The organism is Burkholderia sp. Cy-637 (assembly GCF_011753175.1).
Taxonomy (GTDB): domain Bacteria; phylum Pseudomonadota; class Gammaproteobacteria; order Burkholderiales; family Burkholderiaceae; genus Burkholderia; species Burkholderia gladioli.
On record NZ_VWWC01000056.1, the window covers coordinates 22502 to 38765 of the forward strand.

Annotated in this window: 15 protein-coding genes; 7 read left to right on the plus strand and 8 right to left on the minus strand. The window is 67.7% G+C overall.

Annotated elements, in window-relative coordinates:
- Positions 1 to 97 precede the first annotated feature (97 nt).
- Positions 98 to 1273: a porin gene (locus F3J10_RS16765; protein ID WP_025097592.1), complete on the plus strand. Its 1176-nt coding sequence runs from the start codon at positions 98 to 100 to the stop codon at positions 1271 to 1273.
- Between the two features lie 99 nt (positions 1274 to 1372).
- On the opposite strand, the gene F3J10_RS16770 is transcribed toward F3J10_RS16765, so the two are convergent.
- The 3 genes from F3J10_RS16770 to F3J10_RS16780 form a co-directional block, all read right to left on the minus strand.
- Positions 1373 to 2686, minus strand: coding sequence for a M48 family metalloprotease (locus tag F3J10_RS16770; protein ID WP_167233595.1), 1314 nt, complete (start codon positions 2684 to 2686; stop codon positions 1373 to 1375).
- Between the two features lie 448 nt (positions 2687 to 3134).
- Entirely contained in the window at positions 3135 to 5405 is a 2271-nt protein-coding gene (locus F3J10_RS16775) for a phospholipase C, phosphocholine-specific (protein ID WP_167242524.1), read from the minus strand.
- A 32-nt stretch (positions 5406 to 5437) separates the two neighbouring features.
- Positions 5438 to 5605, minus strand: a complete 168-nt coding sequence (locus tag F3J10_RS16780; RefSeq protein ID WP_161783264.1) for a hypothetical protein — start codon at positions 5603 to 5605, stop codon at positions 5438 to 5440.
- A 365-nt stretch (positions 5606 to 5970) separates the two neighbouring features.
- Here F3J10_RS16780 and F3J10_RS16785 point away from each other — a divergent pair, with 365 nt between their 5' ends.
- Positions 5971 to 6612, plus strand: a complete 642-nt coding sequence (locus F3J10_RS16785; RefSeq protein WP_167242525.1) for a YukJ family protein — start codon at positions 5971 to 5973, stop codon at positions 6610 to 6612.
- A gap of 68 nt (positions 6613 to 6680) precedes the next feature.
- On the opposite strand, the gene F3J10_RS16790 is transcribed toward F3J10_RS16785, so the two are convergent.
- From F3J10_RS16790 to F3J10_RS16800, 3 genes are all read right to left on the minus strand, one after another.
- On the minus strand, positions 6681 to 7877 hold the full coding sequence (locus F3J10_RS16790; RefSeq protein ID WP_241238542.1) for a DUF2599 domain-containing protein: 1197 nt from the start codon (positions 7875 to 7877) through the stop codon (positions 6681 to 6683).
- A 340-nt stretch (positions 7878 to 8217) separates the two neighbouring features.
- Positions 8218 to 8517 carry a helix-turn-helix domain-containing protein gene (locus tag F3J10_RS16795; RefSeq protein ID WP_167242526.1) on the minus strand — a complete coding sequence of 100 codons (300 nt, stop codon included), beginning with the start codon at positions 8515 to 8517 and terminating at the stop codon, positions 8218 to 8220.
- A gap of 13 nt (positions 8518 to 8530) precedes the next feature.
- Entirely contained in the window at positions 8531 to 9754 is a 1224-nt protein-coding gene (locus F3J10_RS16800) for an MFS transporter (RefSeq protein WP_167242527.1), read from the minus strand.
- 145 nt (positions 9755 to 9899) lie between these two features.
- Here F3J10_RS16800 and F3J10_RS16805 point away from each other — a divergent pair, with 145 nt between their 5' ends.
- Both F3J10_RS16805 and F3J10_RS16810 read left to right on the plus strand, forming a co-directional pair.
- The gene (locus F3J10_RS16805) at positions 9900 to 10823 is read left to right on the plus strand and encodes a LysR family transcriptional regulator (protein ID WP_013691127.1); all 924 of its coding nucleotides are present in this window, start codon (positions 9900 to 9902) and stop codon (positions 10821 to 10823) included.
- A gap of 80 nt (positions 10824 to 10903) precedes the next feature.
- On the plus strand, positions 10904 to 11227 hold the full coding sequence (locus F3J10_RS16810) for a hypothetical protein (RefSeq protein ID WP_230677946.1): 324 nt from the start codon (positions 10904 to 10906) through the stop codon (positions 11225 to 11227).
- Positions 11228 to 11252: 25 nt separating this feature from the next.
- On the opposite strand, the gene F3J10_RS16815 is transcribed toward F3J10_RS16810, so the two are convergent.
- Positions 11253 to 12161 (minus strand): hypothetical protein, encoded by a 909-nt coding sequence (locus F3J10_RS16815; protein ID WP_167234421.1) that lies wholly within the window; start codon positions 12159 to 12161, stop codon positions 11253 to 11255.
- A gap of 193 nt (positions 12162 to 12354) precedes the next feature.
- Between F3J10_RS16815 and F3J10_RS16820 the strand changes: the two genes are divergently transcribed.
- The 3 genes from F3J10_RS16820 (at position 12355) to F3J10_RS16830 (ending at position 14498) form a co-directional block, all read left to right on the plus strand.
- A complete protein-coding gene (locus F3J10_RS16820) occupies positions 12355 to 12783 on the plus strand; it encodes an ACT domain-containing protein (RefSeq protein WP_036055611.1) in 429 nt (142 codons plus the stop codon).
- 26 nt (positions 12784 to 12809) lie between these two features.
- On the plus strand, positions 12810 to 13463 hold the full coding sequence (locus F3J10_RS16825) for a glutathione S-transferase C-terminal domain-containing protein (RefSeq protein ID WP_167242528.1): 654 nt from the start codon (positions 12810 to 12812) through the stop codon (positions 13461 to 13463).
- A gap of 162 nt (positions 13464 to 13625) precedes the next feature.
- On the plus strand, positions 13626 to 14498 hold the full coding sequence (locus F3J10_RS16830) for a hypothetical protein (RefSeq protein WP_167242529.1): 873 nt from the start codon (positions 13626 to 13628) through the stop codon (positions 14496 to 14498).
- 88 nt (positions 14499 to 14586) lie between these two features.
- Here F3J10_RS16830 and F3J10_RS16835 read toward each other — a convergent pair.
- The coding region (locus tag F3J10_RS16835) for an ABC transporter permease subunit (RefSeq protein WP_205200313.1) at positions 14587 to 16264 on the minus strand (1678 nt) is incomplete at its 5' end.

Below are 16264 nucleotides of genomic sequence, written 5' to 3' on the forward strand. Positions count from 1 at the left end.
TTGTTTTCATATTCTTAAAAGAATTCCTTGGTTTCGCCTGCTTATTGATTTCGATAACGTTCGGGCTCTTCCAATCAATAACAGATAGAGAACTCGGATGAAGCGTATTTCTCTCCTCGCGCTACCTGCCATCGCATCGCTTGCCACGGGCGTCGCTCACGCCCAGAGCACGGTCACGCTGTACGGCATCGTGGACGCCGGTATCGCCTACGTGCACAACGCCCAGGGCGCCAACGGCGCGAACCAGTCGACCCTGGTGAAATTCAACAGCGGCAACATGTCGGGCAGCCGCTGGGGCCTGCGCGGCACCGAGGATCTCGGCGGCGGTCTCGCGGCGATCTTCCAGCTCGAGAACGGCTTCAACGTCGGCACCGGCGCGCTGGGCCAGGGCGGCCGCGAATTCGGCCGCAAGTCGATCGTCGGCCTGTCGAGCAAGACCTGGGGTACCGTCACGCTCGGCCGCCAATACGACCCGATCGTCGACCTGGTGCAGGGCCTGACCGAAGACGGCCCGTTCGGCGGCACCTTCGCCACGCCGGGCGACCTCGACAACTACGACAACAGCCTGCGCGTCAGCAACTCGGTCAAGTACACGAGCCCGCTGATCGCCGGCCTGCAGTTCGAGGCGCTGTACGCGCTGGGCGGCGTGGCCGGCCAGACCGGCAACGGCCAGACCTACAGCTTCGGCGCGTCCTACGCGAACGGCCCGTTGTCGCTGGGCGCCGGCTTCTTCTCCGCGAACGGCGGCAACACCGTGGCCACCGGCGCGACCTCGCGCACCTGGACCAGCACCTCGGACACGCTGTTCAACACCGTGGTGAACTCGGGCTTCGCCAGCGCCAAGTCGATCCAGATCGTGCGCGCCGGTGCGCAGTACGTGCTGGGCGCGGCCACCTTCGGCCTGGCCTACTCGAATACGCAATACGCGGGCGACTCGCTGTCGACGTTCCGCTCGACGGCCAAGTTCAACAGCGGCTCGGGCTTCTTCAACTACCGCTTCACGCCGGCCCTGAACACGGGCGTCGGCTACAGCTACACCTCGCTGACGGGCCCGGCTTCGGCGCACTACAACCAGGTCAACATCGGCGCGGTGTACTCGCTGTCCAAGCGCACCGACCTGTACGCGCTGGCCGGCTACCAGAAGGCCAGCGGCAAGACGCTGGGCTCGGGCGGCGCGCTGGTGGACGCCAAGGCCTCGATCGGCAGCTACGGCGTGAACTCGGGCACCGACACGCAGGAGCTGGCGGTGGTCGGGATTCGCCACAAGTTCTGATGGTGGACGGGCCGCCCGCGGGCGGCCCGGATCGACTGGCTGGATGAAACGGCCGGCATCGCGTGAGCGGTGCCGGCCGTTTTGTCGTTCTTGCCCGGACTATCGTGCCGAGGGGGCCGCCTGCCGCGCGGTCTTGATCCCGATCGTAGTCCACGGCACCGTTCTGCTCATTTCCCAGCGAGCGGTGTTTTTCAAGGCGGGCAAGGCGCGCTCGATAATCAGAGACAGTTCGCCTAGGTAGATGTCCATCTCCCGACGTCGTTGCGGGGTCGGCGCTTCGAGGCCCAGGACGTTCATGGCTTTTTTAGCCGTGGCCCGGGTGCTCGATTTCAGGATGGCCTTGGCTTGGGTCTCGGCTCGCGCGTCATCATCCGCGCGACTGAGCAGTACGGTGGCGAGTGCAGAGACTGCCACGATCCGACGTGCCTCCTGGACGTAATGCTGAATTTTTTCGTTTTGCCCGGGATCATGAGAAAGCGCTGCAAGCAACTGGGTATCTGTTGCCACAAGCGCTCTCAGTCCGGTTGGCGGATGCGTTGCATCGGATAGCAAACGTTCGGTCGTGATGTATCTGGCGCCGAGCGCGACATAGGCGATTTGGGCACAGAAGGCGAAGATGAAGTTGAGCCGGGCAAGGTCCGACTGGATCCAGGAAAATACCTCCTGGAAATGGGACTGGTTGGCGGGATCAACCGGGCGCATGGTGGCGAGTTGGTGTGTTGCCCATCGGCAGCCTTGTACGTCCGCATCGATTTCCATTGCCTGGTCCAGTTTGCTCCCGCCTGTCCGGCCCGCTGTATCGGACGACATCAGCCGGATGCCGTGAACGCTTTCCTCCTCGACGGCGGACCGGCTGCTCGACAGTCCCTTGATTAGATGCCCGCGTGCGAGGTGGCCGAATTCGTGCCCCAGGAGATAATTCATGGCGGTCTGGTAGAGAATGCGGTTCAGTGCCGTCAAGACGTCCTGCACGTGGCCTTTGAAAGCAGCCTTGAACGCGTCGCGGAAGTTGTCAGTGGCCAGGTCTTCGTGCGGCATCATGTTGAAGATGGCGTTCTGTGCATTCAATATGTACTCATGCAGTGACTCGATGAGGCCCGTGCTCACGACCACTGCGTCGAACGTCCCGCAGGAGATGGCATAGGCATTGGGCACCGGAGTGTGGGCCAGCGCGCAGACGAGTTCCCGGTCCTGATCGCGGTGGTAACGGAATGCCTGCTCCGTCTGCACTCTGATGTGCTCGTATGCCTTGTCGAATTTTGCGAGCTCGGGCGCCGTGCCCGGGCCGGGCACGAAGATGTCGTATTCCTGTAATGACGAGTTCGCGAGCTTGACGACCTGTTCACGTAGTACCGGCAACTGCGTGTGCAAGGGAATGCAGGGAGGAATCTTGAATGCTGCGCGCTTGTTCATGGTGGGCCCCGATTCGTCTGTGGTTGGCTGCGCTCGTGTGGCGCATGTCGGTCTGGTCGACACGGAGACCGTGAGACAGGATAAGCACGTGAACATCGCTTGTCATCGAGAATCGTGCGGCTCTGGCGCCATGCCAACCAGCCCTCATTCCTGCAGGTGCGTCTCGATATGCGCTTTCCGTGCCTGAGCGGGATCGACAATGTGCTCGCTCGCGCGTGCCGATGCGCTGCCTGAGAGGCCGAAGCTCACGCGCAAGGTCGATGGTGGGATAGGCGAGGTGGGCCCTCGCGCGGCCAGGCGCGAATAGTTCACGCAGCGCGTTGTCCGCGCGCGTTCGCGTTTCATCGCCACGCGGACGTTGCCGCCGCTATCGTTCCGAAGTCCTGACGAAGCTCCCGTCTCGCCTGCCAAGCCGTCATCGAGTCCGTCCCGGCAGGCGCCACGCACCTCAGCCCGCCATCCCCATCGCCGGATCGGATATCGAATCCTTGCCGGTCTCGATGCGTCCCGCGAAGCGCCGCGAGAAACTCGGCGCATTGCTGCTGGCGACCGTGAAGTCGTACCAGTTGCCGTGCTCCGCGACGCTCCAGCTCAGCTCGCCCGAGGCGTTCGCGGCAAGTTCGAGCGTCCACGGGCCGTCGCCGCGATAGGCGTTCGCCGTCACGGTGAACCGTGACGGCTGGCTGCCGCGATTGAACAGCTTCACGCCGAGCGCCGAGGCATCGCAGGGCTGGTAGCAGACCTGCACCTCGGGATCCGCGCCGGCCGCGATGTCGCCCAGCTTGCCGACGTATTCGCGGTGATAGCCGTTCGGCCCGAGCACCCAGAGGTCGTAGCTGCCCTGGTCGGCGGCATCGGGCGTCCAACTGCCGCTCAGCGTCTTGCCGGCCTCCACCACATAACGGCGCGGGATCCGGTCCAGGTGCAGGCGATCGTAGACATGGAACACGGCGCCCGCCGCATTGGCGCTGGCGTTCGCGAATTCCAGCGTGATCGCCCCGGCGGCCGGATGCGCGGTGGTGTGCAACTCATAGGGCAGCGCGCGCGAGGCACGCGTGCCGGTGGCCTGCGCGGGCAGCGCCGAGGTGAGCGTCGCGCCCGGCACCGGGATCGCCTTGGCGGCACCCTGCGAGGCCGCCAGCGAATCGGCACTCACCTTGGTGGTGCGGCCCGACAGCGTGGGCAGCGTGCCCTCGTTGGGCGAGACGAAGTTGAAACAGGAGGTGAGGTCGCCGCAGATCGCCCGCCGATACGCGCTGATCTGCGGCTCGACCACGCCGAAGCGCTTCTCGAGAAACAGCAGGGTGGAGGTGTGATCGAACACCTGCGAATTGACGAAGCCGCCGCGGCTCCACGGCGAGATCACCCACATCGGCACGCGCGGGCCGGGGCCGTAAGGGCGGCCGTCGATGGCGGGCTGGTTCGCGGTGGCCGGCGTGAAGTCGTGATACTCGGGCGCCATCTGGGCGGCCGGCAAGGTGCTGCCGCCGGCCAGCGAGCCGTCGGGATTGCGCGAGGGCGCGCTCGGCGGCGGCAGGTGGTCGAAGAACCCGTCGTTCTCGTCGTAGTTCACCAGCAGCACGGTCTGGCTCCAGACCTCGGGGTTGGCGCTCAGCGCGTCGAGCACTTCCTGCACGTACCAGCCCCCCTGCGCCGGGCTCGACGGCCCCGGATGCTCGCTGTAGTACGAAGGCGGGATGATCCACGACACCGCCGGCAGCGTGCCGTTCTGGATGTCGTCGCGGAAGGTCTCCAGGAAGCCTTCCGGCATGGTGTTGCCGAAACCCTTCGCGAGCGGGCTCAGCGCGTCGTCGATGTTCGGATCGTAGAACGGCCCCGCGGCCGTTACCGCCTGCCTGATGTCCACCGTCGACACGTACATCGGGCGGCGCGCCTGCGGCATCTGCTCGATCGCGGCGCGCCAGTGGCGGAAGCTCATCATCTCGTTGCAGCCGAAATTGTCGACCAGGCTCTGGTAGACCTTCCAGCTCACGCCGGCCTGCTGCAGCCGGTCGGCATAGGTGGTCCAGGTCCAGCCCGAGGTGGACGGGCCGATGTCGTTGCCGCCGTTGAACTCGTTGTTGAGCGCGGCCACGCGCACCGGGTTGTGGTCGGCCGGGCCCAGGCCGTTCGGGCCGTTGGTGCCGCTCCAGTAGAACAGGCGGTTGGCGATGGTGCCGGTGTGCATGCCGCAGTGATAGGCATCGCAGATCGTGAAGGCATCGGCCAGCGCGCGATGGAAGGGCACCTCGGCGGCTTCGTAGTAGCCGAGCGAGAGCGGCGTCTTCGCGCTCGGCCAGGCCGACATGCGGCCGTGGTCCCAGGCGGCCTGCGCGTCGTTCCAGGTGTGCGGCGTGCTGCCGGCGCGCAGCGCGTTGCCCTGCGTCTCGTCGAGGTGGTAGGGCGTGAGCGTGCTGGTCGCGCCGGCCTTGGTGTAGCGCTGGTGGAAGATGTTAGCCGCGCCTGCCGCCGACGGTACCGCGAAGCGGTCGCCATAGCCGCGCACGCCGCGGAAGGTGCCGAAGTAGCTGTCGAAGGAGCGGTTCTCGAGCATCAGCAGCACCACGTGCTTGACGTCCTTGAGCGTGCCGGTGGCGTTGTTGGCGTCGATCGCGAGCGCGCGCCGGATCGCGGGCGGAAAGCTCGAGAGCGTGGCCGCGGCGGCCGCGCTGCCGAGCGTGGTCTTCAGGAACCGGCGTTTGGAAGAGTCGAAGGTCATGCGAATGGGCTTCCTGGCAGGGTTGGGGCGGCTCAGGGAGCCGGTGCGCAGTGACGGGTGCCGCAGGCGGAGGCGGATTCGCCGGTGGACGGTGCCGGGCGCGGCGCGTCGTCGTTGCCGCCGCAGGCGGCCAGCAACAGCGTGGCGCACAGCAGCGCCGTGCCGAGCAGGAGCGTGCCGCGTATCGAAAGGCGAGACATGCTTATTGTCATCCGTAAGGACAGCGAGGGAACGGGGAACGCGCCGGCCGACGGTTCCGCATGCGGGACGGGCCCGGGATCCGAAGCTGACTGTAAGCTTGGTTTTTGGCAGGAATGTGAAGCCGATTGCAAGCATGGCGAACGGGCCTGCGCATGAGAACGTTGCCGCGCGCACATTCCTTCGTCGATCGACAGGAATTGCCGAATCCGCTGCCCGATCGTTTCGGGCTCGGTAGCGCTTACCGGTCGAAAGGAAGGCGCGCCTGCGCGTTGTGCATCGACTGCTCGCGGCTGCAACTCCGGCGTCGCGAAACTGTCAGTCGCAGGCGGCAGAATCGAATCCTCACTCACGACAGGACCTTCCGATGGCACTGAACTATGGTTTGCTGAAGGGCACCGTTTCCGGGCATCTGCGCAATGCCGACGACGATCATTACCAGATCCTCGTGCATGCCGGCGACGAGGTGTTCCGGATCGCGGTGAACGTGAAATCCTCGGCGCCGCACGCGCCGTCCACCGTGCTGTTCGAATCGCGCGACACGCTGCCGGATTCGTTGAGTTCGCAACTGATGGCGGCCGGGATCGGCTTCACCAAACTGGCGAGCAAGCCGGGCGGCCTGGCGATCGACTTCGTGCGCGGCGGCCTGGTGGACACCTCGGCGATGGTGCCGGTGCCGCCCGACGCGCCGGGCCAGGACAACGATCTGAAGGACCGCCTGGAGAGCGCGGTGGTGAAGGCGATGGACCAGGCCGGCTCGCAGGTGTTCGCGTTCGGCTCGAAGTGGGGCCCCGAGGACAAGCCCGACCAGTATTTCAAGTTCGTGCCGGGGCAGGGCGTGCACGACATCCACATGAACCAGGGCAACTCGGGTTCGTATCGCAAGGACAACGGCGTCTACCAGGACGGCTGCCTGATCCTGCATTACCCCGACGACACCTGGCTGGCGGTGTTCCTCGCGTTCCAGTCGCAGACCTTCGATACCGACGACCACGGCAACCCGCGCTGAGCATGTGAGCGCCGATGGCGTGCATGAACCGCCGGCGCGCGGTTCATGCACGGCCGGGCCTCATGCGCTCACAGGTTGTTGCAACCCTTGGCGACCGATTCCTGCTGCGAGGTATAGGGCCGCGACGGCTCCAGGTTCCATTCGGCCTTGTTGCGCGCGATCTGGAAGTGGCAGACCAGTTGCCGGCGCATGCTGGCGAGATTGCTGTCGCGATTGTCCTCGTTCTCCTTCCAGGGCGCGTCGAGGTAATGCTGGACCACCAGCTCGTTGAAGAAGTTGTTGGTCTGCTCGTCCTTCACCGCGCGCCCGCAATCGGTCGGCACCACCTGCAGCGAGGCGATCTTCTTCTTGAAGCCCGGGTCGTCGCGCCAGATCCAGGCCGCGCTCTGCACGTAGCGATCGCAACTGTTCTTCGCCGTGACCGGCCAGATCGCCTGCTTGCGCTCGTTGTAGATGAACTTCGCATCGTCCTGGCGCGTCTGCGGCAGTTGCAGGTTGATGATCGGCAGGTACTGTTGGGTGCTTTCATACCACTGGATCTGGTTCAGCCGCGCGCCTTCCACGCCGCTGTCGTCGGCGTAGAACAGGGCCATCACCGAGGGCGAGCGCGGCGGATCCTCCTCCCACTTCGCGATGCGCAGCTCGTCCTGGGTCTGCATCGATTCCTCGCCCATCTTCTGCATCGACAGGATGCTCTGGTAGAAGGCCGGCGCCGCGTCCTTGTTGCGATCGTCGCGCACGTCGAACGAGCACTGCATCGAGTGGTCGCCGTTGTGCTTGCGGTAGTCGGCGTACCACTGGTCGGCGGTGGTGATGCCGAGATCCTGGCAGGACTTCTCGACATAGTTGGGCGTGAAGCTCGAGTCGGTGCAGCCCGCCTGCGCGCGCGCGTCGGTGGCCGCGTCGATCGGGAACGAGCAGAGCACGTCGTAGTCCTTGTTCTCCTTCGGATTCCCGAAGATCGGATTGAGGATGAAGCCGCTCTTCAGGCCATAGGCGAGGCGGCGGAACTTCGCGTCCTTGCGCAGGTAGGAGACCGAGATGCCGCCGCTTTTCTGGCTCTTCGGGCTCACGCTGTAGAACATGTAGTCGGTGGACGGCCAGGTGGCGCGGAACAGCACGCCCGAGCACAGGAAGGCCGGCTTGGACGGCCCGCCGCAATCCTGGCGCGTGTCGTTGTAGAGCTTGGTCAGCTTCTGCGCGACGTCGCCGCCCTCATCCGCCCGCGCGAGGGCGGGGGCGATCAGCAGCGCGTGGCAAAGCACGAGACTCAATGGTGCGAATCGTGGTGCGAATCGGATCTTTTTCATCAACGGCCTCTTGTTCGAATAATCGGAATGGAAACGATCGATGCGATTGTTTGAACGGATTGCGGTGGTGGCCCCCTGTGGACATCGGCTGAAAGCAATTCGATGAATTGTTGACGCCTTGCCGGATCGGATTTGCCGGCCGGCGATCAGAGAATATCGACGAATAAAGGCGATGAAAATCGGCGCGGAGAAAATCCCGGATCGGGAATTTCTCCGATTGTATTTTTCATATTAAGTATTGTGATTGGCGGACGGGAAAATCCGCGCGACGCATTACCGGCCGAGCAAAGGATCCTCAGAATTCGCGAGTCATTCCGGCGATGAAATCGGCGATCGCCGCATCGTCGCGCGCCACGAAGATCCACTGGCCGACCGGCGTGGCGATCACCAGCCCGGCCTCGCGCAGCAGCGCGACGTGCGCCGAGACGGTCGATTGCGACAGCCCGCTGCGGGCCACGATGGCAGACAGCGGCGTGCCGTGGCACGAATGCAGCCGCGCCGATGCCGGGAACGCGTCCGGCGACTTCAGCCAGCGCAGCACCTCCCGGCGAAACGGATGCGCGAGCGCCTTGTGGGCGAGGTCGGGATCGATCATCGCGAGCGCCGCGTCAGCGCGGGCCCAGGCAGCGATGCACGAGCGCGGCGGCCAGCCCCGCCGCGACGCCGAACGCGACCACCCCGTGCCAGCCGAAGCGGGCCATCAACGCGCCGCTCGCGATGGCGCCGAGCGCGCCGCCCACGAAGGTGGCCGTCATGTAGAGGCTGTTGATACGCCCCTGCGCCTTCGGATCGGCGGCGAAGGCGCGCGTCTGGTTCGCCACCAGGCCGGCCTGCACGCCGATGTCGAGCACCACCACGCCGATCACCAGCAGGGCGAGCGAGCTGCCCGCGCCGGCCAGCACCAGGTAGGCGGCGGTGACGATCGCGATGCTCAGGCCGATCACGCGCCGCGTGCCGATCCGGTCCGAGGCGCGGCCGCCGATGGTGGCCGCCATCGCGCCGGCCGCGCCGATGATGCCGAAGCCGCCGGCCCAGGCGCTGCCGAGATGCCAGGGCCCTTCGGCGAGCAGGGCCGCGAGGTTGACCCAGAAGGCATTGAAGGCGGCCCACAGCAGCGCCTGCACCAGCATCGATTCGCGGATCGGGCGATGGTCGCGCGCCAGCGGCCAGAGCGAGGCGAGCAGCCGGCCGTAGCCGAGCGTGGTGCTCGGCACGCCGCGCGGCAGCAGCCAGGCCGCGGCAAGGCCCACCGGCACCATCGCGGCGGCCTCCACCGCGTACACGGCGCGCCAGCCGTAGCGCGCGGCGATCACGCCGCTGACCGCGCGGCCGAGCAGGATGCCCACCATGATGCCGGTGACCACCGTGCCGACATTGCGACCGCGCTGCGAGGGCGCCGACATCACGGCCGCGAACGGCACCAGTTGCTGGGGCACGCAACTGACGACGCCGAGCCCGAAGGCGGCGCCGATCAGCGAGCCGAGGTTCGGCGCGAGCGCCGCGGCCAGCGCGAGGACGAAGGCCAGCGCGATCTGGCCGAGCACCAGCTTGCGCCGGTCGTAGCGGTCGCCGAGCGGCAGCAGCAGCGCCAGCCCGGTGGCGAAGCCGAGCAGGGCCGCGCCGGCCACCAGGTCGGCGGTGGCCACGTCGGCATGCAGGCCCTGCGCGATCAACGGCAGGATCGGCTGGGTGCAGTAGATGTTGGTCACCACCGCGCCGGCGATGGCGGCCATCGTGATGATCTTGCCGCGCGAGGCGGCGGGGGTAGCGGGGGCAGCGGGCGTGGCCGGCGCGGCGCGCGGGGCGCCGGCGGCGATGGGCAAGTCGTTCATGGCAGCTTCCTTTCCTGGCGAATTCGTCGTCGTCACCGGCGGCCGATGCCGCGGACGCGATGATGGGAAGCCAGCCTACCGACTTGCTCGTGGAAAGATAATCCAACAGAATCTGGAATCATATTTCCAGAATTCGAGAGGCAGCATGAATCGGCTCGAGTCGATGTCCTTGCTGGTGGCGGTGGTCGATGCCGGCAGCATGTCGGCCGCTGCGCGCCGGCTGGACATTCCGCTGGCCACCGTGAGCCGCAAGATCGCGGAACTCGAGGCCTACCTGAACACGCGCTTGCTGCATCGCACGACGCGCCAGCTATCGCTGACCGAGGCCGGCGAATCCTATGTGGCCGGCTGCCGGCGCATCCTCGACGACATCGCGGAAACCGAGCGCGCCGCCACCGGCGAATACGCGGCGCCGCGCGGCGAGCTGATCGTCACCGCGCCGATCGTGTTCGGGCGCCTGCACATCGTGCCGGCGGTGGCGGCCTTCCTCGCCCACTATCCCGAGATCGACGTGCGCCTGGTGCTGACCGATCGCGTTGCCCACCTGATGGAGGAGCAGATCGACGTGGCGCTGCGCATCGGCGAGCTGCCCGACAGCAGCCTGATGGCCGTCCGCGTGGGCAGCGTGCGCCGCGTGATCTGCGCGAGCCCGGCCTATCTGGCCGCGCACGGCGCGCCGGCCGAACCCGCCGACCTGGCGAATCACCCCTGCATCAGCTTCGAGGTGCTGGCCTCGCGGCGCGCCTGGGTGTTCGAGGCGGGGAAGGGCGAGCTGACGGTACCGGTGCATTCGCGTTTCGCGGTGAACACGGCCGAGGCCGCGATCGATGCGGCCGTGCTCGGCGTCGGGCTGATCCGCGTGCTGTCCTACCAGGTCGAGACGGCGCTGCGCGAGGGCGCGCTGGAAGTGGTGCTGGACGGTTTCGAGGCACGGCCGCTGCCGGTCAGCCTGGTGCACAAGGGGCAGGCGCCGATGCCGCTGAAGCTGCGTGCCTTCCTCGATTTTGTTGCACCGCGGCTGCGCGAACGCCTCGCGGGGCTGACGGCGGCGGCCGGCGCGCCGCGCTGAGCGCTGCCTGATCGATCTTGGTGGGCGGCCGATCGCCGACTAGACTACAAAGCTCCTTGGCTATCCGGGGTGGGGCTGCCATGAAGATGAAGATCGATTTCCACGCGGACCCGGTGGACGTGGATGCGATCTGCCGCGATCTCGAGAACGGCGAGATCACGGTGATCCAGACCACGCGGCCGAACTTCCGGGATCTGCACGAGGCGGTCAGCCCGCTGATGCGCGGCTCGGCGATCCTGCCGCTGGCGGTGCGCGATGCCGACGGCAACTGGCACTGGTATTTCCTGAACGGCGATTCGCAGCCGGCGCCGCTGGCCGAGGTGGATGCGCGCGTGGCACGCGCGATCGCGCTCTGGCAGGCGGCGGGGCGGCCGACGCCCTATCACGTCGCGGCGGCCCGCTAGGGTTCGCTCGGGCCGGCGGCCCGCCTCAGGGCCGCGTCGTGCCGCTGGCGGCAGCGGCCTGGGCCGGCGCGGCCGCCTCGCTCACCTTGATCCAGCCGACGATCGCGCCCGCGCGCGGATTGCTGAAACGCACCTGCAGCCAGGTCATCGCGTCGTTCGCACCCACCAGCGCGAGCTTGTCGCCCGCCACCACGTAGCGGCGCGTCGGCCCCTCGTGCGGGCTCTCGTGCAGCGCCAGCCTCGGCACCGCCACCGTCATGCCCGCCTCGCCGCCGCCATAGGCCTGCGGCTTGCGGTCGATCACCTTGCCGCTCGCGTCATGGCTGACCAGCAACGAGGCGGGGCCGTCGTCGGGCTTGCCGTCCACCAGGTCCTGCACCTCCTGCGGCAGCTCGCGGCTCGCCTGGTACAGGTAGAGCACGCCGTCGGCGCGGTAGCGATAGGCATCGGTGTACCAGATCGGGCCGCCGCGGCAGGAGCTGTACAGCGTGTGCTCGGCCGGTTTCGCGTCGAGATTGGTGAGGTCGCCGCAGTTGCCGAGCTTGTCGCTGCCGGGCGCGAGCCTGAGCGGCACGAAACGGCGGCTGGCCGCATCGAACAGGTAGACCTGGTAGCTCTCGTTGACCATCCCCAGCGTGGCCGAGAAGGCCAGGTCCTGGTGGCCGTCGAAGTTGTAGTCGCCCGAGCCGTATTGCGTGTTGCCGTCCTCGTCGCTGACGCCGATCTCCAGCTTCTGCGTGGTGTTGTCGGGCGACAGGCGTACCAGCACGTGATTGCCGTCGGCGCGCGTGACGGTGGCGGTGGTGCTCGCGTCGACCTTGACCGTCAGCAGCGGCTTGGCGGCCGAGGCCGGCACGGCGGCGCCGAGCAGGCCGCCGGCCAGCAGCATCGACAGGGCGGGAGCCAGGGCGTGTCGCGATTCGGGGATGCGCATCGTGGAGGCGGCGCCGATGCGCCGATGGTCGGGATGGCGGCGAGCATGCCATGGCCGGGCGGCCTTCGCAATGCGGGGCCGCTGTCGCGATCTCGCTCGGCAAGCGCGGCCGATTCGTTGCATCATGACGGTCCGCCGCGCCGGCCGGCCGCGTGCCGCGCGGCCCTTTCCACATGAGGCACGAGCCCACGCCATGAACCGAGCCCCCGAAGGCCAGACCGACCTGCAACGCCTGTTGAGCGGCATCGATCCGCTGCTCGACGAGGTGATCTACACCTTCTGCACGGTGCCCTGCGATACGCCGGGCACGCCGGCCGGCTGCATCTGCAGCTTCGACGAACGCGAGGGGCGCACCCTGATCCTGCCGCTGGAGACGGCACGCGAATGCGGCCTGCAAGCCGCCGGCGAATGGGCCAGGATCACGCTGCAGATCCATTCCTCGCTGGAGGCGGTCGGCTTCATCGCGACCGTCGCCACGGCGCTCGCGCGCGAAGGCATCAGCGCCAACGTGATGTCGGGCTACTACCACGATCACGTATTCGTGCAGTGGGCGCGCCGCCACGAGGCGATCGACGCGATCCGCTGCCTCGCGCTGGACGCCGGCCCGGCAAGCGCGACCTGAACCTGACCGACCCTGGAGAGATGAAGATGCTGAAGATCATGACCGATGCGACCTCGCCGTTCGGCCGCAAGGTGGTCGTCGCCGCGCTCGAGCGCGGGCTGGAGGTGGCCGAGCAGTTCGTCGACATGAAGGCGCCGCAGCCGCTCGCGCCGTTCAATCCGCTCTGGCAGATCCCGACGCTGGTGTTGTCGGAGCGCGAGGGCGTCTACGACAGCATGGCGATCCTGCTTCACCTCGACACGCTGCACGAGCAGGCGCCGCTGGTGCGTGTCGGCGATGCGGCCGCGCTGTCGATGCTGTCGCTCGCCGATGGCTTGATGGAGGCGGTGCTGGCGCGTCGCGTCGAATCGCTGCGCGAAGCCGCGCGCCAGGACGACGGCTACCTCGCGAAGCTGGAGGCGCGGATCCTGCGCTCGCTCGATGCGATCGATGCGCGCCGCGAGGAGCTCGGCGACGCATTTGGCGATGAAGCCGGCGGCCTGCCCTCGGGCACGCAGATCGCGGTGGCGGTCGCGCTCGAATACACCGACTTCCGTTATGCGCGCGACTGGCGCGAAGCGCGCCCGGCGCTCGCGGCCTGGCTCGCGACCTGGGCCGAGCGCCCCAGCATGAGAGCCACCGCGCCCGGCACGCGCGAGCCCTTCGTCGGCAGCCTGCGCGACGCGCATCCGGCAAGCTGATCGTTGCATCGAGCGGCGCGCACGAACGAGGCCATCGCCCCTCGTGCGCGCCGCACGTCGAACCGACACATTCGCTTCACCGCCACGTCATTTCGCAGCGCTAACTTGTGAGGGCTTCGCCGACCGGCGAAGTGTCGTATCCCTCCACTCATGAGCACCGAAATGACAAAGATCAGATTGCATCATGCGGCGGCGCTGGCGTTGTTCGCCGCGTCCCAGCTCGCCCACGCGGGCACCCCGAGCGTCGGCAGCCGCGAATACAAGGTCCTGCTGAATCCGCAGGCCTTCCAGAGCGCGCCGGCCGATGCCGCCAACCGCTTCCTCACCGACCTGAAGGCCAGCCTCGCCGCCAACGGCTTCGACAGCAGCGTCAAGAAGAGCTTCGCGGCCGATCACGACCGCAGCGTGCTCTACTACGACACGGCCGGCAACTGCGCGGTGAAGACGGCCGGTTACTCGATGCGCCAGCGCAACGAGAGCGGCAGCCTCGACATCGAGCTGAAGTTCGGCTCGGCGAGTCAGAGCACCTCGGCCAATACCGACGTGAGCGGCAGCTCGTCGAAGGCCAAGACCAAGCTCGAGGACGACATCACGCCGCCGGCCAGGGAGACCTTCTCGCATTCGACCAGCGAGCCGCTGTCGAGCTCGAAGAACATCAACAAGCTCAGCGACATCAAGGACCTGTTCCCCACCACCAAGACCTTCGACAGCATCAGCGGCCAGGCGTTGGTGCCGGTGAGCGGCCTGTCGATCCACGAGCTGAGCTTCGACGGCCCGACCAGCGATCTCGGCCAGGAAGACGCCGACTTCACCATGACGGTCTGGTATGCGAACGGTTCGAGCACGCCGGCGCTGGCGGAGATCTCCTTCGAGGTCGACGTCAACGACGATGGCGTGTTCACCGACAAGGTGAGCTCGCGCTCGCAACTGATCTTCAACACCATCCAGGGCATGACGAACTGGGTGCAGTCGCCCAGCTCGACCAAGACCGCCTGGGTCTACCAGTACCAGCCGAACTTCTGCAGCGGCAAGTAAGCGGCGGCCAGGCGCCGCCAGCCTGGTTGTCCGCAGCAGACCGCGCCGGTACGCGTGAGCGTGCGGCGCGGTTTTTCATTCGGCAGGCTCAGTGCAGCGTGTCGAGCCGCCTGGTCCAGCGCGAGGCCAGCGCCAGCAGCACGCCGCTGATCAGCAGCATCAGCGTGCCCATCGCCATGCCGTCGCCGATCGAGCCCTGCTCGAACTGCTGCCAGATGAACACCGAGGCGGTCTGCACGCCGCTGGGCGCGAGCAGCAGCGAGGTGACCAGTTCGCGCGAGGCCACCGCGAACACGATCATCATCGAGGCGGCCAGCGGCGCCGCCGCGAGCGGCAGCACGATGCGCCACAGCACGCGCGCGGGCGTGGCGCCGTGCACGCGCGCCGCCGCCTCGAGACTGCCGCCGATCTGCCGCAGCGCCGCGCTCGCGTAGCGCACCGGGTAGGGCAGCAGCAGGCAGGCATAGGAGAGCAGCAGGATCACCCAGCTGTTGTAGGGCGTGACGGGCCAGAACGGCAGGTTCCAGGCCAGGATCAGGCCCACGCCGATCACGATGCCTGGCATCGCGTGCGGCAGCAAGGTCAGCGCGTCGAGCGCGGCGCGTCCCGGCGTGCGCGTCTTGACCACCACCCAGGCGCACAGGAAACCGAGCACGCCGGTCAGCAGCGCGGTGCCGGCGGCCAGCGCGAGGCTGGTGCCGAGCGCGCCGGCGCCGTCGCCGGCCGAGGTGATCGCGCCGAAATGCGCGAGCGTCAGGTTGGCCGCGTGCAGGCCGCCCGACAAGGTGCGCAGGAAGGCGGTGGCGACGATGGCGGCGATCGGCGCGACGCTGGTGCCGGTCGCCACCAGCGCGAACAGCAGCAGGATCGGCAGGCGCCAGCGGCCCGGCTCGGCGGGCTCGACGCTCACCGGCTTGCCGTTGTGCGTGTCGAAATCGCGTCCCGCCAGCAGGCGCCGCTGCGCGTAAAAGGCGAGCAAGGCGGTCAGCGCCAGCAGGCTGGAGAGCACGGCCGCGCCGGGCAGGTCGATCGGCCAGTCCGAGAAGCGCGCCTCGATCGAGGTGACCAGCAGGCTGAAGCCGGCTCGCGCGCCGAGCGCCGAGGGAATCCCGAACTCCTCGATCGCCATGGTGAAGGCCAGCAGCGCGCTGGCGGCGATGGCCGGCGCGGCCAGCGGCAGCGTCACGCGCAGGAAGGCGCGCCAGGGCGTGGCCCCGCACACGCGCGCGACCTGGGCCAGCCGCCCGCCGGTCTGCATCATCGCGCGCGACACGGAGAAGTAGACCACCGGGAACACGCTCAGCGTCATCGCCGTGGCGATGCCGGGAAACGAGAACAGGAAGCCGCCCAGTTCGATGCCCACCAACTGCTGCAGATAGCCGTTGGGTTGCAGCAGCAACATCCAGCCGAGCGCGCCGAGGTAGGGGGGAATCAGGAACGGCGCCAGGAACAGCAGGTCCCAGAGCCGCGCGCCGGGCAGGCGCACCAGGCCCCGCAGCGCGCCGAGCGGCACGCCCAGCGCGAGGCTGCCGGCCGCCACCGCCAGCCCGAAGCGCAGCGTGTTGCCGAGCAGCGGCCAGGTGCCGGCTTCGTCGAGGGTGGCCTTGACGGCCGCGAAGGGATGCGCGAACGAGCCCTGGTTGAGGGCCGGGAAGATCGCCTGCAGGCCGACGAAGGCCACCGGCAGGGCGACCAGCAGCGCGAGCGCGGCGAGCAGGGCGCCGAGGCCGGCCAGGCGGCCGGCGCGGCCCGAGCCCCGCGCGTCC